We start from the raw sequence: 25013 nt of genomic DNA, 5'->3' as shown, positions 1-25013 counted from the left end.
AGGGCTAGGCTTTGGCATGATTTGCTCCCTAGAAATTGTGAAGCAATACATCCAGAATCAGTCAGAGGGTGCTATCCCTCCCCACCGTATAGACGGTGGGGAATTCCGCACCTTACGTTAAGCCTGGCCGGAATCTGCCTTGGTCTCCAGAGAGACTCAAGGAGAACGGGCCATTGCCGCCTACACAGCGGGGCAGCTTGGTAGCCTTGCACGGCGGGGCGGAAAAGCTCGCAAGCAACTTGAGTTGCTCTCCCTTCGCGCCAGCGGGCCCGAGACCTTTGGTATAGTAGCCAGTAACGCTTGGCGTTCCCTGGTGGAAGACCCGACCAGGGCATAGTGTGGGGGCGTTGCTCAGCAAAGTAAGCAGAACCTCAGGGCTTTACCCTAGGGAACTGGGTAGGAGCGTCTTGACAGCGCCTTCACGAGTCCGCGTGTGGACTGCGTAACAATCCCCCGCCTTTGGTTGGGGAAGTGTCAATAGGGGTAGAAAGCCTCCGGGATCCCTATGGTGCCCCTGATCATCGATTGCGACCCCGGCCAAGACGACGCAGTGGCCCTGCTGCTGGCAATGGCGTCACCTGAGCTGCAAGTGCTGGGCATTACCACGGTGGCCGGCAATGTCTCTGTGGAAAAAACCAGCCGCAACGCCCGGCAGATCTGCGAGCTGGCCGGTCAGCCGCAGATGAGGGTCTATGCCGGCTGTCCCCGCCCGCTGTTGCGCCCGCTGCAGACCGCCGAAGAGGTGCATGGCAGAAGCGGGATCGACGGGGCCAACTTGCCGGAGCCGCAGATGCCGCTGGGATCCCTGCACGCCGTGCAGTACCTGATCGAGACCTTGATGGCGGCGCAGGAGCCGGTTACCCTAGCGCTGCTGGGCCCGATGACCAACTTGGCAGTGGCCCTGGTGCAGCAGCCCCGCATCGTGGAGCACATCCGACGTCTGGTGTTCATGGGGGGATCTGCCTTTGAGGGGAACACCACCCCTGCCGCCGAGTTCAACATCTTCACCGATCCCCACGCCGCCCAGATTGTGCTCAGCGCCGGGATCCCCGAGGTGGTGATGCTGGGCCTGAACGTTACCCAGCAAGTCCTCAGTACGCCGGAGCGGATCGAGCGGATCCGCGCCCTCGGCACGCGGGTGGGGCAGACAGTGGCCGACATGCTCGCTTTCTACGGCAAGTTCGACATCCGGCGCTACGGCCTGCCGGGGGGACCCCTGCACGATCCCTGTGTAGTCGCCTACCTGTTGCAGCCGCAGTTGTTCGAGCTGAAGCCCTGCTACGTGGAGGTGGAGACGGCTAGCCCCCTCAATCTGGGTCGGACAGTGGTGGATCGCTGGGGGCTGAGTGGCCGCCCCGCCAATGTGCAGGTAGCTTTTGGGGTGGATGCCGAGGGGTTTTACCGCCTGCTCACCGAGCGCTTAGGCCACTATCGATAGTCGAGGTCGTCGAAGGAGGTCGAGGTGAACCCTACCAGCCCAGTCCTAGTTCCCAAGCCAGCGTGGCTCAACCTGCCCACCGCCATCACCTTGCTGCGCCTTGGAGGGATCCCTTGGATTCTGCTGGGGCTGGGCCTGGGATCCCCGCTGGGGGAAGGGCTGGCCCTCTGGGCGTTTTTGCTGGCGGCGGCAACAGATTGGCTGGACGGCCACTTGGCCCGCCGCTATGGGTTGGTGACCGATGTGGGCAAGGTTCTGGATCCCCTGGTGGACAAGCTGCTGGTGTTGGCCTCGCTGCTGGGCCTGCTGGAGCTGGGGCGGATCCCGGCCTGGGGAGTCTTTTTGCTGGTGGGGCGAGAGCTGGTCATTGCCGGTTGGCGGGCCAACCAAAGCCAGATCCGCGGCGCCAACCACTGGGGCAAAGCCAAGACGGTCGCCCAAATCCTGGCTATCGCTCTACTGATTTTGAACTGGCCTATCGGGATCCCCTGTTTTTGGGTGGCGGTGGCCCTCACTCTGCTCTCGGGGTTGGCGTATTTGTACACCGACCATGCCGCGTCGGATACCTCTGCCGGCTTTGCCAAGGAGAGAACCCCTGCCTGATCGCGGCAGCGGGACGGAGTCCTTGGATTGCGTCCCTGAGCAGCGTATCCTCGGCCTCGACCCGGGGTTGGGGACAGTGGGTTTTGGCTGCATCCTGGCAGGTGCCGGCGGACTTCGATCCCTGGACTACGGAGTCATCAGCACCCCTGGGGAGCAATCAATCCCGGAACGGCTGCAAACCCTCTACGAGGATCTCAAGGAGCTGCTGCGGCAGTTTCAGCCCCATCAGGTGGGGTTGGAAAAGCTCTTCTTCTACAAAATGGGCAACACCATCCCCATCGCCCAGGCGCGGGGGGTGATCCTACTCGTCCTAGCCCAGCATCATCTGGTGCCGGTGGAGTTCACCCCTGCCCAGGTGAAGCAAAGCCTGACGGGCTACGGACGCGCCGACAAACAGGCCGTGCAAGCCGCTGTGGCCCGCGAGCTCAATCTGCCCAGCCTGCCCCGCCCCGACGATGCTGCCGATGCCCTAGCTATTGCCATCACCCTTTGGCACCACCGCTTTGCTTAGGAATCGGTCGGTGTGGCTCCGTCGAGATCGCTAAACTAGACTCAGTAGCGCAAAAAGCAAAGCCTTATGCCTTCCTCTTCTGTGGACGTACGTGAGCTACCCCTGTTTCCCCTGCCAGAGGTGGTGTTGTTTCCGGGTCGCCCCCTGCCGCTGCACATTTTCGAGTACCGCTATCGCATGATGATCAACACCATCCTGGAGACGGATCGCCGTTTCGGGGTGCTGATGTTCGATCCCCAGACGGGATCCCCGGTGCGGGTGGGCTGTTGTGCCGAGGTGTTGCAGGTGCAGCGGTTGCCGGATGACCGCATGGACATTTTGACCTTGGGGCAGCAGCGCTTCCGGGTGTTGAACTACGTGCGGGAGAAACCCTTCCGGGTGGGGCTGGTGGAGTGGATCGAGGATGAGCCGACCACCGCGGATTTGCAGGGCTTGGTGCAGCAGGTTTCCACCCTACTTCAGGATGTGGTGCGCCTCTCCGGCAAGCTGATGGAGCGGGATACGGAGCTGCCGGAGCAACTGCCCACCACCCCGATAGAGTTGTCCTACTGGATTGCCAGCCACTTTCACGGGGCTCCCCGGGAGCAGCAAGCGCTGCTGGAAATGGTCAGCACCGAAAATCGCCTGCGGCGGGAAGCTGAGATCCTCGAGTCCACCCGCAAGCACTTGGCCGCCCGCACTGCCCTCAAGGATTTGTTCTCCGAAATCTCCTAAAATTTCTTGGGATCGCTTGAGCTGACTGCACCTGCAGGGAAAGACCCAGGCCACGAGGGGGCTGTCAGCCCTCCAGCTCCTCGCGTTGCCATCCGTCTCAACAGCGGCTGCAAAAGCCGGCTGGGGTTTAGTTTTTGTCTAGGGATCCGATGTCCTACCCTCGCCGCTATCTGCGCTTTGCTTCCCGGGTTCTGGGCCGGGAAATGGAGATGCTCCACTTTGGGCATCACGGCTACCCGCTCATCTGCCTACCCACCAGCAATGGGCGTTTTTTCGACCTGGAAGATCGCGGCATTATCGCCAGCCTCGGCCATCACTTGGAACAGGGCTATTTGCAGGCCTTTTGCGTGGAAACCCTGGATTGGGAGACCTTGTTCAACCGCGAGCTGGACGTGCCCCAACGGCGGGATCGCTGGCTCTTGCTGGAGCGGCACTGGGTAGAAGAGCTGATCCCCTACGCCAAGGCCGCAGCACAAAATGACTTTCTGGTGGTGGCAGGCTTCTCTCTGGGGGCCACCCACGCCGTCAACCTCACCTGTCGGCACCCCGGCCTGGTGCGCCGCTGTCTGGCACTGGGGGGGCCTTACGATGTAGCGGCCCTCGGCCCTGTCACCGGCTGGGATCCCCAACCGGCGGAGCAGGAGCTGTACTTCATCAACCCCTTGGCCTACATGTCCAACATGAGCCGACAACTCTGGGAACAACTGGGCGGGCAAAATACCGAGCTAAAGCTGCTCACCGCCCACCGTGACCACTGCCTCAACGACAACCTGCGCCTGGCAGAAGTCCTCCGCCGCAACCACATCCCCCATCACCTGGAGGTGTGGGAGGGGGATCACGACTGGCCCACTTGGCAAGCGCAAATCCGCGCCTTCGCGTAGGATCCCGCCCAGAAGAGCTCGCCGAAAATCGCGAAGGCACCAACATTGCAGAAAATATAGTCATTGGTTCAAAGCAAAAGAGCCTTTTTTGATGATCGAGGACTACTGGGTTGGCAGCCTGCACTTTAGCGAGCCTTTTGGGGACGACACCCTGGCCCGCCTCAACGCTCTTCCGCCCGTTCAAGCTCGCAACGGCAAAACCTACAAGATCCAGGCCGAACATGTCACCATTCACGAGGTCAACCTCGACTACCGCACCAAGTATCGCCTCATCCTGGATCGCTTCAGCTACCTTTACCCGCAGGCTATCGGCCTGTTTATGGGCTTTGCTTTTCGGGGAGTGTACCTCATCAACAACCCCTTTAGCTTCTACTACTACCTGCGCAACAAGGATGCCGCCTATATGGTGGTCAAAGAGCTGGGGATCTCCATTCCAAAGACTTACATCCTACCTCCCAAAGAAGCTCCGGCTTTGAAAGCAGAAGACTTTAAGTATCACAAGTTTTTCGATTGGCAGGGGATGGCAGAAGATCTCGGCTGGCCAATTGTCATCAAACCAGCAGAAGGACGGGAGGCCATTGGGGTGGAAATTGCCTACAACATGGAGCAGCTCCTCTACTTTTACGACCGCTCCGGATCCCAGGTGATGATGATCCAGGAGAAGGTTAAAAGTCCTTACCCCTGGCAGATTCGCGCCCTCTGCATTGGCCGAAAGATCATCCCTATTAAATACATCTTTCGCAAGTTCGATGCCAGCGAGTACTTATTTGATCCAGAGTTTCTCACCCCGGAGATGGGCAAAAAAGTTATCGATACATGCCGGATCATCAATCGGGCATTGGGCTATGAAATGAACTCGGTGGAGCTGTTCATTGACGAGCAGGGAGAGCTGCAAGCCATTGACTTTAACAATCCGGTGCCCGATGGCCGCCTCAAGGCTTTGGGGGAAATTTTTTATAACGATTACCAGCAGGCCCTTTGCGATCTGGTCGTAGATATTGTGCGGGAACAGCGTCCTTTCGACTTCTTGCCCCCAGATGTCAACCGCTTTGCCCAGATTGCCCGGCGGGCCGACCTCACCCGTGAGCAGAAGTTTCAGATGGCTCTGGAATTGGCCAACCACTACTACGAGCCCAGGGATCCCGAATAAAATAACTTAACAAAGGCACGGTCTAGCGCTGGGAAAGTTTTGAGCTGGGCAAAGAGCAGTTGTCTAGCTTTCGCCGATGTGGCCCTTGAGGTGCAGGGATTCCATCCTAGGTTGAACTTAGAGGAGGGATCCCCTCCCAGCCGAGGCAGGGCAAGTTGGTCTATCCGGACAGGCAAATGTCAACTGGTTTGAAATTGCGCTGGTGCCACGATATTCGCGGGATCCCAGCATCTGCCTGGCAAGCGCTGCAGACGGAGCGCACCTCTCCATTTTTGGAATACGAGTGGCTGCACAGCCTAGAAGCTTCCGGTTGCGCCAGCCGCAACACGGGGTGGCTGCCCTGTCACCTGCTGGTGGAGTCGGATGGGCAACTGATCGCCGCTGCCCCCTTGTATTTGAAAAGCCATAGCCAGGGCGAATTTGTCTTCGACCAAGAGTGGGCTGCGGTTGCCAGCCAACTGGGAGAACGCTACTACCCTAAGCTCATTGGCATGGCTCCTTTTACGCCGGCCACCGGCTATCGCATTCTTGTCCATCCAGACTACTCGGAAGCAGAGGTGTGGCCGTCGATGCTGGCTGCTATCGATCGCTTCTGCCAAGACAACGATATTTCGGTGTTCAGCCTGCTCTATGTGGACTTAGACTGGCGGGCCCAACTGGAGGCCGATGGATTGACTCCCCGAATTACCCACAACTACCAGTGGCACAATCCCGGCTATCGCTCTTACGAAGACTTTTTGAGCCAGTTCAACGCCAACCAGCGGCGCAACATCAAGCGAGAGCGGGCCGCCATGGAAAAAAGCGGCATAGAACTCAAGATCTACACCGGAGAGGAGATCACGCCGCGCCTGCTCTCTCTCATGTACGACTTTTACAGCAATACCTGCGCTCAATTCTGGAACTGGAGCAAATACCTTAACCGCCGCTTTTTTGAGGCTCTTTATCCCAACTACCGGCAGCGGCTGGTGCTGGTAGCCGGCGAGCGAGGTTCAGAAGTGGTGGGGATGTCTTTTTGTGTTCGCAAGGGGGATCGCCTCTTTGGGCGCTACTGGGGCTGCCGGGAGGAGGTGAAGTTTTTGCACTTTAACGTTTGCTATTACGAGCCGATTGCCCTGGCCATCCGCGAAGGGATCCGCAACTTTGATCCCGGGGCTGGGGGATCCCACAAGATTCGGCGGGGATTTCCAGCCACCCCCGTGTATAGCTACCACCGTTTCTACCGCCCCAGGCTAAAACAGGTTCTGATCCCCTATCTGAACCGCGTCAACCCTCTCATGTTGGCTGAGCTGGAGAGGGTGAATCAAAACGAGGTTCCCTTTCGAGAGGATGTTTTGCCCTCTTTGTCTGCCTTGACCCAGAGATAAGGGGCCCTTTTGGGAGGTGGGAAAGGGGCGTATCTGGCTCGAGACGACTACGGAAAAATACGCTTGAACCCTAGGCTCTCTGCTCCAGAAGCAGGGAAGCTGAGGGCAGGCACGCCAGTGTCTTAGAGCGCTTGGAAGTCCTCTAGGTTTACCACTGGATAAGCTTTTTCTGAACTGCTGCCATACACATGGCAACGCGAGCGTTGATCTCATCTTCAGAGCCAAAGATATCCAGCTTCTCTTTGAGCCTTTGAATACAATTTTGTACGGTCTTTTTGCTCGTGTGGATGCGGTCAGCGATGGCCTGGTCGGTAAGAGCCTCTTTGCAGAGCAGGTTCAAGACCTCGATTTCCCGCTCCGTCAGCTTGGTCAAGCCGCGCAACTCACGGGGCATGCGCAGTTCTCCATTGAGGGCACTTTTGGCCCCCTCCAAAAACACAGTGCGCCGCTCCATTTTGTTGACTGCGGCAAATCCACCTTGGTGTTTGCTGATCAGGCCCACCAAAGGAGTCAGCAGCAGCGGCTCGCTGGAATAGGCCATTACATTCAAAGTAGGATAGTTCTCGAAAATGTGGCGCAAGAACTCTAGACCAGGTTCAGCAGACTGTTCGCCACTGGTTTGGCCGTAGAGCAAGTCGGCTACTACCAAGTCCGGCTGCTCCCGCTGCAGGCGCAGTATGGCGTCCATCGGATTGGAGACTGTGATGCATTGAGCATCTGCTGCAATCCGTTGCAGCCACTCGCAATTGTTTTGGGCGACCTCGGGATGATCCTCGACCACCAAAAACTTGAGCGGGGCAGTTCGGTTCTCGACCTCAAACATCGATCCACTCCTCCAAATCCATTGTCGGCTGTGGGGGGGACGGCTAAAACCCCTTTGCAGTTTAGGGATCCCACCGACAAGCTACCCTAGTGTAGCCTCAAGTTAGGCCTGAGAAGGCCTAGCAGGGTAGGCTAGAGGGTGATGTTAACCGGATCCCGACTGTGGTACCTCTGCAAGATCGCAACCCAACCACCCACCCTGCCTACGTTACTTATGCCCTGGTGCTTATCAACATCCTGGTTTTTGTGTATGAGCTTACCCTATCGCCGCGAGAACTGGTAGCTTTTTTCCGAGAGTGGGCGGTGGTGCCGGTGGAACTGACGGCCAGCTTTCAGGGGGAGGCCACCTCTTCGCTGCGCCCCGAGTGGGTAACGCTATTTACCTCGCAATTTTTGCATGGGGGCTTTCTCCATATTGGTGGGAACATGCTCTTTTTGTGGGTTTTCGGCAACAATGTTGAGGATCGCTTGGGGCATGTGCGCTACCTCATTTTTTACCTGACTTGTGGAGCTTTGGCCGCCCTAACCCAGTGGTTTTTCGATATGGAGTCCACCATTCCTTCGCTGGGGGCAAGTGGGGCCATTGCCGGGGTGTTGGGAGCCTATATCTTGCGTTTTCCACAAGCTGAGATCTTGACCCTGGTGCCTCTGGGCATTTTCATTACAACCATCTATGTTCCCGCCTGGGTGTTCCTGGGTTTTTGGTTTGTGCAACAGGCGTTTTATGGTATTGCCAGCTTGCAGACTCCTATCAATATTGGCATGGAAGGCGGAGGCATTGCCTACTGGGCCCATGCGGGTGGCTTTGTGTTTGGAGCTATTTTGGGGCCGCTGATGGGTTTGTTTTCCGGCAAGAGCCCCTACGACTACCAAGCCACTCTGCGACAGCGCGACAGAGATCCGTTTTGATTTGTATTCAGAGGCCAGCTTGATAGGAGCAAATTATGGTCAGTCTGTCTGCCAGGCCCCTAACTCTGGAAGAGTTTCTGCGGCAGCCAGAAACTCAGCCCGCCAGCGAATTCATTGAGGGAGAGATTATCCAGAAGCCCGTGCCACAAGGAAAACATAGCCGCCTTCAATTGAAACTGGGCAGCTTTATTAATGAAATACTGGAGCCTTCTCAGCTAGGGATGGCTTTTCCAGAATTGCGCTCCACCTTTGCCGGCTATGCAATTGTGCCCGATATCTCTGTCATTGCCTGGGATCGGATCCCTGTGGATGAGGATGGCACCATTCAAAACCTCATACCCTTTTGCCCAGATTGGGTGATCGAGATTCTCTCTCCCGATCAAAATCAAACGAAGCTGGTCAAAAAAATCTTGATTGGCTTGGCCCACGGCTGCCAGATGGGGTGGATCGTAGCTCCCGAAGAAAGGGTCGTTTTCGCCTATCCTGCCGGACAGCAGCCAACAGTGCATGAGGATCCGCAAGAGGTTATCCCCGTTCCCGCTTTTGCCCAAACGATCCAACTGACGGTCGGAACGTTGTTTGGCTGGATGCGAGTTCAAGGCGGCGAAAGCCGCAAGCCCATTGGAGAAAAAAGCCAAGGCTAGCTACACCGGCTTCCCTCTCCTCAATTTGGCTCAGTGTTGTAAAGGGCAGGGGCTTGGGCAACCGTCGCTCCGAGGGAGGAGAGTTCCTGGCGCAGCAAGGCCACCAGGGCATTGGTGGACTGGTCGTAGAGGCTAGTGACCAGCTTGGGATAAAACCCGATGCCGATGATGGGGATGAGCAAACAGGCAATGATGAACACCTCCCGCGGCTCGGCATCCACCAGTTCCTCGTGTTCGGTCAGCTCTTTGTTTTCCGGGCCGAAGAAGATCTGACGCAACATCGACAGCAGGTAGATAGGAGTCAGGATCACGCCAACTGCTGCCAGGAACACCACCACCAGCCGGAAGGGGAGAGAGTAGGCATCGCTGGTGGCCATGCCGATAAACACCATCAGCTCAGCCACAAAGCCGCTCATGCCAGGCAGGGCCAGAGAGGCCAGTGAGCAAGCGGTAAACATCGAGAAAATCTTGGGCATCTTCAGGCCAACGCCGCCCATTTCCTCCAGCTCCAACGTATGGGTGCGGTCGTAGGTGGCCCCCACCAAGAAGAACAGGCTGGCCCCGATCAGCCCGTGGGAGATCATCTGCAGCATGGCGCCGCTCATGCCGATCTCCGTCAGGGATCCGATACCGATGAGGACAAAGCCCATGTGGCTGATGGAGGAGTAGGCAATCTTGCGCTTGAGGTTGCGCTGGGCAAAGGAGGTGAGGGCAGCAAAGATGATGTTCACCACCCCCAGCACGATTAAGACCGGCGCAAAGTAGAGATGGGCATCCGGCAGCATGCCCGCGTTCATGCGCATTAGGGCATAGCCCCCCATCTTGAGCAGGATCCCGGCCAGCAACATGTGAACCGGCGCTGTGGCCTCGCCGTGGGCATCGGGCAGCCAGGTGTGCAGGGGGAAAATGGGCAGCTTCACCCCATAAGCAATCAGGAAAGCCCCATACATCAGCAACTGGAAGCTCAGCGGATAGGCCTTGTGGGCCAGATCCGTCATGTCAAAGCTGATGGGATCCCCGTAGAAGGCCATGGCCAAGCCCGCCACCAGGATAAACAGCGAGCTGAGGGCGGTGTAGAGGATGAACTTGGTGGCCGCATAGAGGCGGTTGTATCCCCCCCAGATGGAGAGGAGCAAATACACTGGGATCAGCTCCAGCTCCCACATCAGGAAGAAGAGCAACATGTCCTGCACGGCGAACACCCCAATCTGCCCGCCGTACATGGCCAACATCAGAAAATAAAACAAGCGCGGCTTGAGGGTGACCGGCCAAGCGGCCAAGATGGCAAGCGTGGTAATAAAAGCCGTGAGCAGAATGAGCGGCATCGAGAGGCCATCGGCCCCCACCGACCAGCTCAGCCCCACCTGCGGCACCCAGGTGTAGCGCTCCAGCAGTTGCAAGCCCGTTTGACTAGGGTCGTAGCCGACATAAAAGCCGGCCAGCAAAATGACCAGGTCGGTGACTGCGATGAACAGGGCAAACCAGCGGATCCGCTCCGCCAACTTCTGCGCGTAAGCGCGGGTGGTAGGATCCCCAGCCGGCGCCGGGATCAACGGAATAAAGAGGGCGGCCACCACCGGATAGACGATGACTGTGGTCAGCCAGGGAAATTCGTGCAAGCTGGGCAGCGCCATGAAGATAACCTCGTTACGCTAAGTTCATGCCACACCCTTCCAGGGGGATTGCCGTCGGCTACAGCCAACAGCCCTTTACTAGAATCGCTCCTGAGTATCTTTGCTCAGCAAACCTTCAAAACTATCTCTATCTTAAGGCTCTTTATCTAGTTTGCCGGGATCCCTGGCCGGGCCCGACCAGGATTCAAGCATTGACCTGGTCCTCAAACCTGGCTATTGGAAACCTCATCACCTGGTTCCCGGCTAGCTGACCCTGCGCAATCGCGCCTGGACAAGACCGCTGCTGTTGGATAACAGTAGAAATAGTACTTAACAACCAAGCCAAGTCCGCCTCTGGCGGACGGTGAGGGGGGGCCTGGGGGAAGCTTTGAAGTATGGCACTGCATGCGGAGTTACACCGCCACCTAGGCGGTTCAGTCGTTCCTAGGATTTTGTGGCGCTACCTACATCGCCAGGGATCCCCTCTGGCAGAACGCTTTCCCGACTACGCCGAGTTTGAGGAGTTCTACACCCGCCCGCGCAACACCCTTGAAGATTACTTGGAGCTGCACACGCTGGTGGAACAGGTGCAAACCCTGGAAAGCTTACCCTATTTCATCTACCGTCTGCTACGGGGGGCCTATGTTTTTGAGGATCTGGCCTATCTAGAAATTCGCTACACCCCCTATCTGCGCACAGATCCCAGCTTGGACGAGGCGGATCGCCTCAAGCAGATGCGCCAAGTTATCGAAACGGTAGGGCAGGCCAGCCAGCAGCGGGAATATCCCATCGTCACCACCCAGATTGTGTGTTTGCACTCCCGCCTGCCCAGCCACATCAACCGCGCCATGGTGGAGGCCGCCGCCGAGTCGGAATACGTGTCTGCCATCGACCTGGCGGGGGGAGACAAGGCCTACGGCGAACGCATGGACGAGTGGATTGAGCTGTTCAAATATGCCCTGGCCCGTGGCCTCAAAACCACTGCCCATCTCTATGAGACTTTGGATGGCTGTTACCCAGAGCTGCTGCCCTACGTCTCGCGGATTGGCCACGGGATCCAGATCCCTCTCCACTACCCAGAGCTGCTGCCAGAGCTGGCGCGGCGCGGCCAATGTCTGGAGGTCTGTCCCACCACTTACCTGAAGACGGGGACACTACCCAGCTTGGAGCCCCTCAAAATCGTCTTCGACCGCTGCTTCGACGCGGGGGTAGATATCGCCATCTGCACCGACAACGCTGGCCTACACAACGTGCGCCTGCCGTTTGAGTACGAGAACCTGCTCACCCACGACATTATTGATTTCGAGCAGCTCAAGCACTGTCAGAAGGCGGCTTTTCGTCACGCTTTTGCCTGGCCCTACAAAGAGCACCCGGCCTCGCTGCTGTCGGAGCTGCAGCAGTCAGCCTCGAAGTCCCTAGTTTCCCTCTGAGAGGGGCAGACAGGACTTTGCTTGACATTTCCACCGGCAGACTTGGTCGCGCTTGCCCGGCGAGGGCTGGCGCAGCTCAAAACGACATCCCCCCTGAGTCGGGCAGCGGCCTCCTGTAGGCTGGTCTCAGAAAGGTCAGGCAGCTCAAGGCGAGCGCGGATGCGGTTAAAGTGTTGCTGCAGGCCGTGGCGATAGGTGGGATCGTAGTGCTGCTCCAGCAACTCCTGCACAAACTGCGGCCAGTCTTGGGCGTCGATGAGCTCAAACCAGCGCTGCAGGCGCGCTTGGCTATGGCGGGCTTTTAGGGATAACAGTTTCTCCTTGAGTGCCTGGGGATGGGCTATCCAGTGGGGATAATGGGCAATTATCCCCTTCACTCGCTCTTCCAAAGGCAATCGCACTTCCACGCAATCGGCTTGGGTGAGGGCCTGCCAAAGGGCAGGGGGCAGGTGGAGCTGGCCCACCTTGGCACTCTCAGCTTCCACCCAGACCGGCTTAGCTGGATCCCACTGGAGAAAAACCTGCACCAGTTGACTTTCAAAGCTCTTCTGGGTGGGCTGCGGCATCCCCCACTCCGCTCCCAGCACGGATCCGCGGTGGTGGGCCAGCTTTTCCAGATCGAGGACTTGGGATCCCTGGCGCTGCAGGTGGTGGAGCAATTGGGTTTTGCCGCTTCCCGTCGGCCCGCAGAGGACGCGGTAGGTAAACTCCTGGGGCAAGCTCTGCAGTTGCCGGCGCACCCAGGCGCGGTAGGTTTTGTACCCCCCTTGCAACACTGTGACCTGCCAGCCCACCTGGGACAACACCAGCGCCAAGCTGGCCGAGCGCTGCCCTCCCCGCCAGCAGTAGATGAGGGGGTGGTAGTCCCGGCTCTTGTCGGCAAAGTGGGTCTGCAGGTGGCGGGCGATGTTCTGGGCCACCAGGCTGGCTCCTCGCTTGCGGGCCGTAAAGGGATCCACCTGCTTGTAGAGGGTGCCCACCTCTGCCCGTTCTGCATCGTCAAGCACAGGCAAGTTAATGGCCCCCGGCCAATGGTCTTCAGCAAACTCTGCCGGCGAGCGCACGTCAATGATTTCGCTGTAGGTGTGCAGCCAAGGTTCGGCAGTGACGTGAATGGGGGCAGCCACAGACGCAGCGAGGAGGGAGTGGACTGAGTTCTCTCTTGCTCGATCCTGGCAGATTTCTAGGGTTGTTGCTTAAGGGGATCCCTGGGCCTGACAAGAGTTGCACCGCTCGGCTCCTCCTCCAGGCTAACCTCAGAGGGAGAGATAGGATCGCACTTTTTCCTCGTCCATTTGGTCAGTCGGCCCTTCCATAACGAGGGATCCATTTTCCATGAGGTAAAAGTAATCGGCCAAGCTTTGAGCAAACTCAAAGTACTGTTCTACCAGCAACACCGCAACGCCCCGCTCTTTTTGGATGCGGGCAATGGCTTCTTCGATCTCAATGATGATAGAAGGTTGGATCCCTTCTGTGGGTTCATCCAGGAGTAAAAGTTTAGGCTCTGCCACCAAAGCTCTGGCAATGGCCAATTGCTGCTGCTGCCCACCGCTCAAATCTCCACCGGGACGCTTCAGAAAAGAACGTAAAATCGGGAATAAGTCATAGACAAACTCAGGTATAGCCCGTTCTTTGCCCGGTGCTGCTTCTAACCCTACCAGCAGGTTCTCCTCAACCGTTAAGCGAGGAAAGATCTCCCGGCCTTGGGGCACATAGCCAATGCCAGCGCGAGCCCGCCAGTTGGGTGGGTAATGATTGATGGGTCGGCCCTCAAAGAGAACTTTACCTGTACAGTCTTTGAGAAGCCCCATTAGGGCTTTAAGCGTGGTAGTTTTGCCCATGCCGTTGCGACCCAGAAGGCAAACTGCTTGGCCGGGAAGGATCTTGAAAGAAAGATCTCTCACAATTAAACTTTGCCCATAATAAGCTCTCAGGTTACAGACTTCCAGCAAAGGCTGAGATCCACTTTGAGATAGATTTTGCGCTTTGGTGGCGTTTTCCGTATTCATAGGCTTGGATATAGAGTTGGTTAATTGGACGGTCAACACAGATCTCCCCTTCTCCCCTGTTTTCGTTTAGCCTCTGGCTTTGTGGGATCCAAGATAGACCTCGATAACTCGCGGGTCGTTCTTCACTTCCTCAAAGCTACCCTCGCACAACACTGCTCCTTGGTGTAAAACAGTAACCTTGCGAGCAATTTGCCGGACAAATACCATGTCATGCTCAATCACCAAAATGGTGTGATTTCGAGCTAAGGATTGAATTAACTCTCCCGTAGCCTCTGTTTCTTTATCCGTCATCCCGGCCACGCATTCATCAAGCAGCAGCAGATCCGGATCCTGGGCAATCACCATGCCAATCTCCAACCATTGCTTTTCTCCATGGGAGAGCAGCCCTGCCGGGATCCGATCCTTACGGCTCAGGCCGATGGTTTCCAGGAGAGCATCAGTCTTTTCTCGCAAGCGCTTTTTGCCAAATAAGGTGGAGAAAACACCCTTGTGAGGGTTGAGAGAGAGCTCCAAATTTTCTCGCACGCTCAGGTTTTGGTAGACCCGCGGCGTTTGGAACTTGCGACCAATACCCAAGGCAGCGATTTCGTGCTCCTTGAGCTTAGCCAGATCTTTTCCTTTAAACAGCACTCGCCCTCGAGTAGGCTTGACCTTGCCTGTCAACACATCGAGGAAGGTAGTTTTGCCCGCTCCATTGGGGCCGATCACCACCCTTAACTCCCCTTCTTCCAAAGAGAAGTTCAGCCCGTCCAAAGCCTTAAAGCCATCAAAGCTGACGGTGAGATCCTGAGTTTGTAAAATTTGCCGGGTAGTGGTGGGAGCTGCTGTAAGCATAGGGATCACGTCCAAGAACGGAAAGGCCAGAGGACGAGTAGGATTCTCAGCCCATCGAACAAGAGAGGACACTTGGCATCGTTATCTCACCCATTGGGATCCTCTTACTCTGAAGTTGTACCTTGCATAGGGGGATACTGGCACGGATTTAGGCTGGAGAAATATTGGCCAAACGCCGGCGCCAAAGCTGGAAGGTAACCCAAAGCTGCCTGCCCCGGGTGCGCACCCAGCCCACCAAACCATCCGGCAACACCAGTACCACCAGCAGGAACAATCCCCCCTGGAAAAACAGCCAAATTTCTGGGAAATTTTCGCTCAGCAAACTCTTGGCAAAGTTTACCAACAAAGCCCCGACCACTGCCCCCACTAAACTGGCCCGACCACCCACCGCCACCCAGATCACCATTTCAATGGAGAAGGGAACGGCCATGGCATTGGGAGAAATGATGCCAGTTTGTAAGGTAAACAAAGCCCCGGCGATCCCTGCCAGCGCAGCCGAGATGGCAAATACCAGCACCTTAAATCCGGTGGGATCGTAGCCAGAGAAACGAACCCGCGGCTCATCATCTCGAATGGCTACCAGGATTCGACCAAACAAGCCACTGGTAAGCCAACGACAGAGAAGGTAAGCCAAAACAACGGTTAAAACCGTGGCCACATAGACAGCAAAGCGCATCTGGGAAGAGTTGACATCCAGGCCAAATAACGTCTGGAAATTGGTCAGGCCGTTGGTGCCGTTGATTAAGCGCTGTTGCCCGTTGAAGAAGTTGAAGAAAATGATTGTGGTGGCCTGAGTCAGAATAGAAAAATAAACTCCTCGGATGCGATTTCTCACCACCAAATACCCCAGAGCTGCTGCCACCAAAGCCGGGATCAAGACAATAGCAATAGCCGTAAACGGAAACGAATAAAAAGGGTACCAAAACCAGGGCAATTCCGTTACCCCATAGAGGCTGAAAAACTCCGGTATCTTTCCCTCTGGCAGTTGCAACTTGAGGTGCATCCCCAAAGCATAGCCCCCCAAGGCAAAGAACACCCCATGCCCCAGACTCAGCATGCCGGTATAGCCCCAGATAAGGTCGATCCCCAGGGCAACAATGCTCAATGCCAGAAATCGCCCCAACAAGTTCAGCCGAAAACCCGACAACACAGTTGGGGCCACCAAGATCAAAGCCAGCGCCAGGCCAATGAGGAGCCCAACTTCCCACAGGAGCTTGCGGGCAGGACTGGGATCCCGACCGGTGGCAAGAATGGCCTCTTCACGATCAGCGGGGGGGAGATGAGCCAGTTTCATGGGCGGTGTGGGGGGATGGGGAATACGGCTAGAAAGATTCGCTCAAGAGGGCTGTCCTAGGCATCCACCATGCGACCTTTTTCGGGGAAAAGGCCGCGGGGGCGCACCTGCAAAAAGGCCACAATTAAGGCAAAGACCATCACCTTAGCCATGCTGGTGGTGGCAAAAAAGTTGAGGGTATCGGTCAGGATCGGCACGTTGGGAAAGATCAAAGCCAGCGTCCCGGAACCGATGACAAAGTTGGCAATTCCGATCCCCAGTGCCGCCACAATGCTGCCCAGGAGCTTGCCCACACCCCCCACGACAACCACCATGAAGGTATCCACGATGTAGTTCTGGCCGGTATTGGGCCCCACGGATCCCAGCAGGCTGACGGCCACGCCGGCTACTCCTGCCAGACCCGAACCCATGGCAAAGGTGAGAGCATCCACCGTTTGCGTGGAGATCCCGACACAAGCGCTCATGGCCCGATTTTGGGTGACGGCGCGGATGCGCAACCCCCAGCGGGTGCGTTGCAAGAAAAAGTACAGCCCCAGGATACAGACAACGGTGAGGGCGATGATGAACAGGCGAGTATTGGGCAAAAACAGGTTGCCCACCGGGATCCCACCCCGCAGCCAGCGAGGAGCGGTCACGTCTCTATTTTGGGCCCCAAACCAGGGCTGGGTGACGGCCAGGGCATAGGTTTGGGCCAGAACCCGCCCGCCTACTGCCACAATGGCCGTAGAAAGCACCAACAACAACGTCAGCACCCAGCCTTTGAGGCGCGGCCAATCGGCCCGTTTTGCCAAGAGCCACCAGCCGCCAAAAAAGAGCACCGCAAAGGCCCCCAAGCGGAAAGCCAACACCCAATTGACGCTGCGCACGAACTGCTGCAGGATCAGGCTCACGCCCCAGGTGGCCAAAAGGGTTTCCAGCGGCCGCCCATACAAAAAGCGAATCACCCCCCGCTCCAGAGCCAGACCCGCCAGGGCCGTGACGACAAAAGCGGCAACCAAGGCTGGAAAGATATACAGATCCCGCCAGGGATCCCCCAATTGTCGGAAGGCATTTTGCACCACAAAGGTGGTGTAGGCCCCCAACATCATCAGCTCCCCATGGGCCATATTGATCACCCCCATGAGGCCGAAGACAATCGCCAGGCCCAGAGCGGCTATCAGCAAAACGGTGCCAATACTGATGCCGTTAAACAAGCTATCCAAAAGCAAGGTCATCGGCAGGGGATCCTCCTTCTTTACCCGTTGACTGGGGACGCGCTTCCAACTCCAGGACGGGATCCCCAACTCACCCGCAAGGGATCCCGCACCCAGCGCTCAACAGGGCTAGCTGACTTTGAAGCGACCGCCTTTGGCCGGATCCGACCAGTCGCAGGCAAAGCCCTTGGTTTCCGCCACAAACTGGTTCCAGGGCTGTGGCTCCACAGCGTCTGTAGAAAAGATGACATCAAACAGCCCATCAGAGCGCACCTGGCCGATCCGCACGTACTTGGTCAGGTGGTGGTTGGTGTTCATCGTCACCAGACCCTCTGGGGCATCAAAGGTTTGGCCGTAGGCTGCTTGGCGCACCGCGTCGATCTCCACGGTTCCCGCTTTTTCCACCGCCTGCTTCCAGATGTAAACCATGATATAGGCCGCTTCCATCGGGTCGTTGGTGACGCGGTTTTGGCCGTATTCTGCCTTGAAGGCTTCCACAAACTTCTTGTTGGCAGGCGTATCCACCGTCATGAAGTAGTTCCAGGCAGCGTAGTGGCCTTCTAGGAACTCGGGGCCAATCGCCTGCACCTCTTCTTCGGCAATGCTGACGGACATAGAGGGATAGCGATCCGGCTCCAGACCGGCTGCTTTCAGTTGCTTAAAGAAGGCCACATTGCTGTCGCCATTCAGGCTGTTGTAGATCACGCCGCCGTTGGGAAGAGCGGCACGGATTTTGCTGATAATGGGAGTCACTTCGGTGTTGCCCAGAGGCAGGTAATCTTCTCCCACAACCTTGCCGCCCAGGGCCTCTAACTGGGCCTTGATGATGGTGTTGGCCGTGCGGGGGAAGACATAGTCGGATCCCACCAGGAAAAACTCTTTGCCCTTGTTCTTGAGCAGCCATTCCACAGAAGGCTCGATCTGCTGGTTGGGGGCAGCGCCGGTGTAGAAGATGTTTTTGGAGCACTCTTGTCCTTCGTACTGTACGGGATACCAGAGCAGGTGTTGCTTGGATTCAAATACCGGCAAAACTGCCTTGCGGCTGGCCGAGGTCCAACAGCCGAATACTGTTGCCACCTTGTCCACATCGATCAATTTGGTGGCTTTCTCGGCAAAGGTTGGCCAATCGGAGGCGCCATCCTCGATGATGGGCTCGATCTGCTTGCCCAAAACCCCACCGGCGGCATTGATCTCTTTAATGGCTAGCTTTTCCGCATCCACCACACTGGTTTCCGAAATGGCCATCGTGCCGCTGAGGGAGTGCAAAATGCCAACGCGAATAGTCTCTCCCTGAGCATAGGCAGGCACAGACCGCTTCACCCAGATCTGCGGCCCTAAGGCAGCGCCGGCTCCGGCCAGCGCGCCCATTTTCAGCACTTGACGACGATTAAAAGATTGAGCCATCGGTAAACTCCGAAACGAGGTGAGTGCAAAGGGTGTAGCGAAGTGTGGTTACAGCAGCCTGGCTAACGGGGGGAAGCACTCAGCTCATCACCTTGCCCATGGATCAGCTTGCCCAACTGCGCTCGGCTGAGGTTTTCACTAATGCCTTCCCAACATCAACAGGGGGAAAAGCCAGTTCTGCAGTCGAGAGAGCGTCGTGCGCCCCTGTTGCCTCGACGTGTTTTATCAAACCCATTCAGCCAGGAAGAAATTGTGTTGTGAGATACTTTTTTCCAGAATCTGAGCCTGTTCTCGCCAAGCTCCCAGGGATCCCTTGCTCTCGGCATAATGGAGATTTCGAGGTTGAAAATTGATGGCTTATGGTGCAACAGGCTGGCTATGGATCTTGGCGATCCCCAATTACCGCTGACCTGGTGGTGGCCGGATCCCTGCGCCTGGGGCAACCGGCTTGGGACAAGGGGGATCTCTACTGGACGGAGGGCCGTCCGCAGGAGAAGGGGCGCAACGTACTGATGCGGCGAGCTGCCGACGGGACGGTGCAGGAACTGACGCCAGCACCCTTCAACGTGCGCACGCGGGTGCATGAGTACGGCGGCGGCGCCTACTGGGTCTCCGAGGGGGTGGTGTACTTTTGCAACTTTGCCGATCAACGGCTCTACCGCCTGCTGCCGGGGTTGGCTCCCCAGCCCCTCACCGAGCCCGGCCCCTACCGCTATGCCGACGGGGTGGTGGACAGGAGGCGCCGGCGCATCCTCTGCGTGCGCGAGGATCACAGCCGCCAGGGAGAGCCAGAAAATACGCTGGTGGCCATCGATCTAGAAAGCGGATCCCAGCAGGTTTTGGCCAGGGGCCACGATTTCTACGCCAGCCCGCAACTGAGCCCAGACGGTCAGACCCTGGTGTGGCTGGTCTGGGATCACCCCCAGATGCCCTGGGACGGCACGGAGCTGTGGCGGGCGGAAGTGGCTCCTGACGGCAGCTTGGGAGAACCCCAGAAACTTGTTGGCGGCCCGGCTGAGTCCATTTTCCAACCCCAGTGGTCGCCGCAGGGGGAGCTTTACTTTGTTTCCGACCGCAGCGGCTGGTGGAACCTCTACCGCTGGGATCCCTCGGGGCCGATTCCCCTCTGTCCTATGGAAGCAGAGTTTGGGGAGCCCCAGTGGGTGTTTGGCCTGAGCACCTACGGCTTTTGTGGGGATGGGCAAATCCTGGCCATCTATCGGCAGGAGGGGCTCTGCCACCTGGCCCTTTTGGATCCGCGTTCAGGACGGCGGCAGGAGCTCCCCCTGCCCTACACCGAGCTCCACAACCTTCAAGTTAGCGGCGAAAAAGCTGCCTTCCTGGCCGGATCCCCCAGCGAAGCCATGGCCTTGGTCGGTCTGGACTTACCTTCTGGCCAATTGGAGGTGGTGGCCCGCTCTAGCAGCGTGGCAATAGATCTGGAGTATTTGTCGATCCCTGAGCCCATCACCTTTCCCACTTCTGGCGGGACAGTGGCCTACGGCTTCTTCTATCCTCCCAAGAACCGCGACTTTGTGGCCCCTGCCGGCGAAAAGCCGCCCCTGCTGGTGAAAAGTCACGGCGGGCCCACGGGAGCAACAGCAGCCGTGCTTGACCTGGGGATCCAGTACTGGACCAGCCGCGGGATTGCCGTTCTGGATGTCAACTACCGCGGCAGCAGCGGCTATGGACGGGCCTACCGGGAGGCCCTCAAGGGCCAATGGGGCCTTGTGGACGTGGAAGATTGCATTGCTGGAGCCCAATTCTTGGCCCAGCAGGGCCGGGTTGACGGCGAGCGATTGCTCATTCGCGGCAGCAGTGCCGGCGGCTACACGACCCTGGCAGCTTTGACGTTTCACAGGGTTTTCCGCGCCGGCGCCAGCTACTACGGCATCAGTGACCTAGAAGCGCTGGCCCGAGAAACTCACAAGTTTGAGTCCCACTACTTGGAGAGCTTAATTGGCCCCTACCCCCAACGGCAGGATCTCTACCGAGAGCGCTCTCCCCTCCACCACCTAGAGGGTCTCAACTGCCCGATCATTTTCTTTCAAGGCCTGGAGGACGCCATCGTTCCTCCCAACCAAGCAGAGAAGATGGTAGCTGCCCTGAAGGCCAAAGGGATCCCGGTGGCCTACGTGCCCTTTGAGGGAGAGCAGCACGGCTTCCGCCAGGCGGCCAACCTCAAGCGGGCGCTGGAGGCAGAGCTTTACTTCTACGCCCAGATCCTGGGGTTTCCCCTGCCAGAGCCCCTCGAGCCAGTTCCCATCGCCAACTGGAGTCCTCCCTGCCCTGGCTCGGCGCCTCCTCGTTGGGTATCGTAGTCAAGGAGCTGGGGGAGGGAGGCATGGGGAGCCTAACCAGCAACCTCTGGAGGCAATGGGTGGCCGCGGCCTTAGCAGCAGGCGGAGTCCTGGGCGGTGCCCTCTGGGGCTTTTACACTTCTTCCTGGGCAGAACCCGTTGAGATGGCGGCGGTGCCGCCGGCATCCCTAAGCGCGACTTCTGGCGCTGCCTTTTTGCGCGCCTACAAAGCCCTCCAGGGCGGCCAAGCCCAAGCGGCCTTGGAGTCCTTGCAAGGCTTGGAAGAGAAGCTGCCAGTTCTCACTGATGAAATTTGGAAGCTCAGGGCCCAGGCCTATGAAAAGCTGGGGGATCGAGAAACTGCCCGCCAAATCTGGTGGCCCAAGATCTTGCGGGAGTACCCCCACAGTCCTGTAGCCGCCTATGCCCTGTGGGGAATGGGCCAGGTGGAGCAACTGCGACGGCAATTTCCCACTCACCCCTTGACTGCTCGCGCCCTCCAGCACTTGCTGCAGCAGCATCCCGACCGCTACGACCTGCTGCGGGATCTGGCCCAACATCACCCGCAAACCCCTGGGTTAACGCCCCTCTTGGATCGCTGGCGCCAAGCCCAGGAGGGATCCCTCACAGCCTCCGACTGGCAGATCCTGGCCGATGCCTACTGGGAGCAGCGGGAGTACGGCAAAGCCGCCCGCGCCTACAAACACGCCCCTGCTACCCCCCAAAACCTCTACCGCCAGGGCCGCAGCCACCAGATCTCGCGGGAGTTTCCCCAGGCCAGGGCCGCCTACCAAGCGCTGCTGGCGCAATTTCCCGAGGCTGCCGAGGCCTCCCTCACCCAGCGTCGCCTGGCCGAGCTGAGCGACCTGCCGACAGCCCTTCAGTTGCTCCGACAGGTGGGATCCGGCTCGAATCCAGAGGCCCCAGAGGCCCTGCTCAGCCTCAGCCAGCTTTATGAACGCAACGACAGCCCGCAGTCGGCCCAGGCGGTGCGGCAGACCCTTTGGGAGCGTTTCCCGGCCAGCGAAGCAGCGGCCAACGCCGCCTGGACGGTGGCTTGGCGCCAGGCGCAAGCGGGCAATCTCAGCCAAGCCATTGCTCTGGCCCAGCAGATTGGCTTGGCCCAGCAGGATACGGAAATGGGGGCGCAACTGCTCTACTGGGCAGGCAAATGGCGGGAACGCCTGGGGGATAGGGCGACGGCACGGCAAACCTATCAGCAGGTGCTGCAGCGATTCCCTCACACCTACTACGCCTGGCGGGCGGCGGTGCAACTGGGCTGGCCAGTAGGAGATTTCTCCAGCGGCCGCCAAAGGGTTGAGGTGGACTTTCAGCCGGTGCGCCAACCGTTGCCAGGGGTCTCTGAGGCCACGCAAACTTTGCATCTCATCGGCGCCAGCCAACTGGCCTGGGAGCGCTGGCAGGGGGAAACGGCCCTGCGGCAACGGGATCCGCGCCAGATGAGCGTGGCCGAGCGCTTTGCCAGCGGCATTTTGCGCAACAACGCTGGCGAGCACCTCCAGGGGATCAACCAGGTGGCTGCTTTGCGCTTCAGCGCCGAGCCTGACCCGCTGCTGCAGAGCTTGAGGCAGCGCCAGGATTTCTGGCAGGCCGTCTACCCGCTGCACTACTACGCCGACCCGGAGAACACGTGGGAGGGGGATCCCTATGCCCGGCCTGGGCTGGCCTACTGGTCGCGGCAGTTTAACCTGAATTCCCTTATGGTGGCAGCCTTGATCCGCCAGGAATCCCGTTTTGAGCCGGAGATTGTCTCGGCCTCGGGAGCGCTGGGCTTGATGCAGGTGATGCCTGCCACCGGCCGCTGGATTGCCCAAAAAGTTAGTCTAGCCCAGTACAGCCTCACCAACCCTGCCGACAACCTGCGCCTGGGATGCTGGTACTTTGACTACACCCACCGCACCTATCAAGACAACACCCTGCTGGCCCTGGCCAGCTACAATGGCGGGCCTGGCAATGTGGCCAGATGGCTAAGCCAATTCGGCTTTGAGGATCCCGATGAATTTGTGGAGCGGATCCCCTTTGCCGAAACCCGTGGCTATGTCAAGTCTGTCTTTGGCAACTACTGGAACTACTGGCAGCTCTACACCCCAGAGGGGCGCACCTTGGTCAGCCAGCGCCTCCGTCAGCGTCCTGGCTAACCAACTCCCTCGACTGCGGCTAGGATCGGTGCCGAGAAGAGGTCAGCCGTTCTCCCAGCAATTGCAGCGAGTAGGCTGCCAGCCCCAGGCCCACCATGACAAATATGAAGGTGATCAGGGAAACGGATCCCACCAGCAGGTAGCGCACCAGAATGCTGATCCCCCGCGCCAGGGATCCGCTTTCCAGGTCGATTGGCGGCAGCTTGGCCAGCATCGAGAGCAGCAATTGTAGGAACCCATAGCCCAAACTGGCAGCAAAGGCAGCCCCCACGAGGGCGTTGAGGGGATGGGAGGAGGACGGCATGGGGCAGCACCGGAAAACTCACCATTATTGTAGGCTCCAGGTACAATATGAGCGTTTGTTCTGAGAACAAAATGATGGGGAGCGGGTCTGAAGCAGTTTCCCACTACGAAGTGTTGGGGGTTTCGGTGCTGGCGACGGCAGCGGAGATCAAGTCTGCCTATCGCCGTCTGGTCAAGTACCACCACCCCGACAGCCTCCTGGCCAAAAAAGATCGGGCTGCCGCTGAGCGTATTCGCCAGATCAACGCTGCCTATGCGGTGCTTAAGGATCCGCAAGCCCGCCGCGAGTACGATCGGCAACTGCGCTCCAATTACGCCCCGCCCCGCCCCCAGCCCACTGGCTCCCCATCAGAGACGGTCAGCCAGGAGGCTATTGCCCGCGAAGCCTGGATTCGGCAGGTCTACACTCCTCTGAACCGAGTTTTGGGGCCTTTACTGTCTTCCCTCAGGCCGCAGTTAAATGCCTTGGCGGCAGATCCTTTCGATCCCGATTTGCTGGAGGCCTTTGGCCTGTATCTGGAGGAGTGTACGCAGAAACTGACCCAAGCTCAGCAGATCTTTCGCCGCCTTCCCAATCCCAGCAGCCTAGGGGGGGTGGCTTCTCGCCTCTACTATGCCCTCAACCACTTGGAAGATGCCCTGGAGGAGCTGAGCTATTTCCCGCTGAACTTCGACGATCGCCACCTGCACACTGGGCAAGAGCTGTTTCGACGGGCGGAAGGGTTGCGTCGAGAAGCCATGGACACCTACGCCCAGAGTTCGCCCTAGCGAGACCGGCTGCCGGGTGGAGAGGGGCGGGAATCGTAGGGGGTAGGAATGTACTGCACGGAAGGACGGCCTATGCTGGCTTGTGGGTAGAGATCCATCAGGGCGTAGATCTGGGGCGGCAACTCGGTGGAGATGGGCAGGCCCAGCTCCCGCGCTTCTTCAGCCGTAATCGGGTAGTCGTGGGTTACCCGCCCGCTGGTCAGAGCCTGGATGAGGGGCTCAACGCGTTCGGGGGCAATTTTGCGCTTGGGCACCTCGTCCTTGAGCAGCTCCCGCACAAAGTTCTGTACCTGTTGCATCGCTTTGCGGGCCAGATCTGCCAGGATCAGCGTCTGGTCGTCGATCTCGGTAATGGGTTTTTCCGCCACCACCTGCAAAATGCTGGCGGCAGCGTAGCCCCCTATCTGCGGATCGACCGGCCCTAGGACAGCATTGACATCCATGACAATTTCATCGGCAGCCAGGGCCAGCATCGTCCCCCCCGACATGGCGTAGTGGGGCACAAATACCGTTACCTTGGCCGGATGGCGAATAAGGGCGCGGGCAATTTGTTCAGTAGCCAGCACCAGGCCGCCAGGGGTGTGCAGAATTAAATCAACGTAAGGCGCGGGATTCCCCACCGTCTATACGGTGGGGAGGGATAGCGCCTCCTGACTGATTCTGGATATAT

The 25013-nt window shown here is 58.3% G+C and carries 23 protein-coding genes; 13 read left to right on the top strand and 10 right to left on the bottom strand.

All coding sequences use genetic code 11. The features are described 5' to 3' along the window. Positions 1-505: 505 nt before the first annotated feature. The 7 genes from NW863_RS05270 (at position 506) to NW863_RS05240 (ending at position 6661) form a co-directional block, all read left to right on the top strand. Positions 506-1438 (top strand): nucleoside hydrolase, encoded by a 933-nt coding sequence (locus NW863_RS05270; RefSeq protein ID WP_414364993.1) that lies wholly within the window; start codon positions 506-508, stop codon positions 1436-1438. A gap of 24 nt (positions 1439-1462) precedes the next feature. Then, on the top strand, positions 1463-2041 hold the full coding sequence (gene pgsA / locus NW863_RS05265; RefSeq protein WP_414364991.1) for a CDP-diacylglycerol--glycerol-3-phosphate 3-phosphatidyltransferase: 579 nt from the start codon (positions 1463-1465) through the stop codon (positions 2039-2041). Continuing rightward, positions 1989-2552: a crossover junction endodeoxyribonuclease RuvC gene (gene ruvC, locus NW863_RS05260; RefSeq protein ID WP_414364989.1), complete on the top strand. Its 564-nt coding sequence runs from the start codon at positions 1989-1991 to the stop codon at positions 2550-2552. Before pgsA ends, ruvC begins: the two co-directional genes overlap by 53 nt. Before the next feature lie 66 nt (positions 2553-2618). Beyond that, positions 2619-3266 (top strand): LON peptidase substrate-binding domain-containing protein, encoded by a 648-nt coding sequence (locus NW863_RS05255; protein ID WP_414364987.1) that lies wholly within the window; start codon positions 2619-2621, stop codon positions 3264-3266. A gap of 149 nt (positions 3267-3415) precedes the next feature. Then, positions 3416-4147 carry an alpha/beta hydrolase-fold protein gene (locus NW863_RS05250; RefSeq protein WP_414364985.1) on the top strand — a complete coding sequence of 244 codons (732 nt, stop codon included), beginning with the start codon at positions 3416-3418 and terminating at the stop codon, positions 4145-4147. A 91-nt stretch (positions 4148-4238) separates the two neighbouring features. Beyond that, positions 4239-5297 (top strand): ATP-grasp domain-containing protein, encoded by a 1059-nt coding sequence (locus tag NW863_RS05245; RefSeq protein ID WP_414364983.1) that lies wholly within the window; start codon positions 4239-4241, stop codon positions 5295-5297. 176 nt (positions 5298-5473) lie between these two features. Then, on the top strand, positions 5474-6661 hold the full coding sequence (locus NW863_RS05240; protein ID WP_414364981.1) for a GNAT family N-acetyltransferase: 1188 nt from the start codon (positions 5474-5476) through the stop codon (positions 6659-6661). Positions 6662-6809: 148 nt separating this feature from the next. Here NW863_RS05240 and NW863_RS05235 read toward each other — a convergent pair whose 3' ends face one another. Further along, positions 6810-7484: a response regulator transcription factor gene (locus NW863_RS05235; RefSeq protein ID WP_414364979.1), complete on the bottom strand. Its 675-nt coding sequence runs from the start codon at positions 7482-7484 to the stop codon at positions 6810-6812. A 161-nt stretch (positions 7485-7645) separates the two neighbouring features. On the opposite strand from NW863_RS05235, the gene NW863_RS05230 reads away from it, so the two are divergent. Together NW863_RS05230 and NW863_RS05225 are read left to right on the top strand one after the other, a co-directional pair. Continuing rightward, complete coding sequence (locus NW863_RS05230; protein ID WP_414364977.1) at positions 7646-8392, top strand: rhomboid family intramembrane serine protease; 747 nt, start codon at positions 7646-7648, stop codon at positions 8390-8392. A gap of 35 nt (positions 8393-8427) precedes the next feature. Next, a complete protein-coding gene (locus tag NW863_RS05225) occupies positions 8428-9036 on the top strand; it encodes a Uma2 family endonuclease (protein ID WP_414364975.1) in 609 nt (202 codons plus the stop codon). A gap of 20 nt (positions 9037-9056) precedes the next feature. Here the strand turns inward: NW863_RS05225 and NW863_RS05220 are convergent, their stop codons facing one another. Continuing rightward, positions 9057-10670, bottom strand: coding sequence for an NAD(P)H-quinone oxidoreductase subunit 4 (locus NW863_RS05220; protein WP_414364973.1), 1614 nt, complete (start codon positions 10668-10670; stop codon positions 9057-9059). Positions 10671-11044: 374 nt separating this feature from the next. Between NW863_RS05220 and NW863_RS05215 the strand changes: the two genes are divergently transcribed. Then, positions 11045-12079: an adenosine deaminase gene (locus NW863_RS05215; RefSeq protein ID WP_414364972.1), complete on the top strand. Its 1035-nt coding sequence runs from the start codon at positions 11045-11047 to the stop codon at positions 12077-12079. Here NW863_RS05215 and mnmH read toward each other — a convergent pair. The 6 genes from mnmH to urtA form a co-directional block, all read right to left on the bottom strand. Further along, on the bottom strand, positions 12007-13206 hold the full coding sequence (gene mnmH, locus NW863_RS05210) for a tRNA 2-selenouridine(34) synthase MnmH (protein WP_414364970.1): 1200 nt from the start codon (positions 13204-13206) through the stop codon (positions 12007-12009). The genes NW863_RS05215 and mnmH overlap by 73 nt on opposite strands. A 129-nt stretch (positions 13207-13335) precedes the next feature. After that, the gene (urtE, locus tag NW863_RS05205; RefSeq protein ID WP_414364969.1) at positions 13336-14088 is read right to left on the bottom strand and encodes an urea ABC transporter ATP-binding subunit UrtE; all 753 of its coding nucleotides are present in this window, start codon (positions 14086-14088) and stop codon (positions 13336-13338) included. A gap of 66 nt (positions 14089-14154) precedes the next feature. Further along, positions 14155-14922 carry an urea ABC transporter ATP-binding protein UrtD gene (gene urtD / locus NW863_RS05200; RefSeq protein WP_414332603.1) on the bottom strand — a complete coding sequence of 256 codons (768 nt, stop codon included), beginning with the start codon at positions 14920-14922 and terminating at the stop codon, positions 14155-14157. Between the two features lie 148 nt (positions 14923-15070). After that, on the bottom strand, positions 15071-16216 hold the full coding sequence (gene urtC, locus NW863_RS05195) for an urea ABC transporter permease subunit UrtC (protein ID WP_414364967.1): 1146 nt from the start codon (positions 16214-16216) through the stop codon (positions 15071-15073). 56 nt (positions 16217-16272) lie between these two features. Further along, positions 16273-17430, bottom strand: a complete 1158-nt coding sequence (gene urtB, locus NW863_RS05190; protein WP_414364966.1) for an urea ABC transporter permease subunit UrtB — start codon at positions 17428-17430, stop codon at positions 16273-16275. 108 nt (positions 17431-17538) lie between these two features. After that, complete coding sequence (urtA, locus tag NW863_RS05185) at positions 17539-18813, bottom strand: urea ABC transporter substrate-binding protein (RefSeq protein WP_414364964.1); 1275 nt, start codon at positions 18811-18813, stop codon at positions 17539-17541. 359 nt (positions 18814-19172) lie between these two features. On the opposite strand from urtA, the gene NW863_RS05180 reads away from it, so the two are divergent. Both NW863_RS05180 and NW863_RS05175 read left to right on the top strand, forming a co-directional pair. Beyond that, positions 19173-21134, top strand: coding sequence for a S9 family peptidase (locus NW863_RS05180; RefSeq protein ID WP_414364963.1), 1962 nt, complete (start codon positions 19173-19175; stop codon positions 21132-21134). A 23-nt stretch (positions 21135-21157) separates the two neighbouring features. Beyond that, a complete protein-coding gene (locus NW863_RS05175; RefSeq protein ID WP_414364961.1) occupies positions 21158-23272 on the top strand; it encodes a transglycosylase SLT domain-containing protein in 2115 nt (704 codons plus the stop codon). Positions 23273-23291: 19 nt separating this feature from the next. On the opposite strand, the gene NW863_RS05170 is transcribed toward NW863_RS05175, so the two are convergent. After that, the gene (locus NW863_RS05170) at positions 23292-23576 is read right to left on the bottom strand and encodes a DUF3082 domain-containing protein (protein WP_414364959.1); all 285 of its coding nucleotides are present in this window, start codon (positions 23574-23576) and stop codon (positions 23292-23294) included. A gap of 47 nt (positions 23577-23623) precedes the next feature. Between NW863_RS05170 and NW863_RS05165 the strand changes: the two genes are divergently transcribed. Then, positions 23624-24343, top strand: coding sequence for a J domain-containing protein (locus tag NW863_RS05165; protein ID WP_414364957.1), 720 nt, complete (start codon positions 23624-23626; stop codon positions 24341-24343). Here the strand turns inward: NW863_RS05165 and NW863_RS05160 are convergent. Continuing rightward, entirely contained in the window at positions 24340-24963 is a 624-nt protein-coding gene (locus NW863_RS05160) for an SDH family Clp fold serine proteinase (RefSeq protein WP_414364955.1), read from the bottom strand. The genes NW863_RS05165 and NW863_RS05160 overlap by 4 nt on opposite strands. Positions 24964-25013 lie beyond the last annotated feature (50 nt).

This window comes from Synechococcus sp. B60.1 (genome assembly GCF_047462555.1).
Classification (GTDB): Bacteria; Cyanobacteriota; Cyanobacteriia; order Thermostichales; family Thermostichaceae; genus Thermostichus.
Note: the sequence above shows the minus strand (reverse complement) of the source record. Positions and strands in the feature narration are given on the sequence as shown.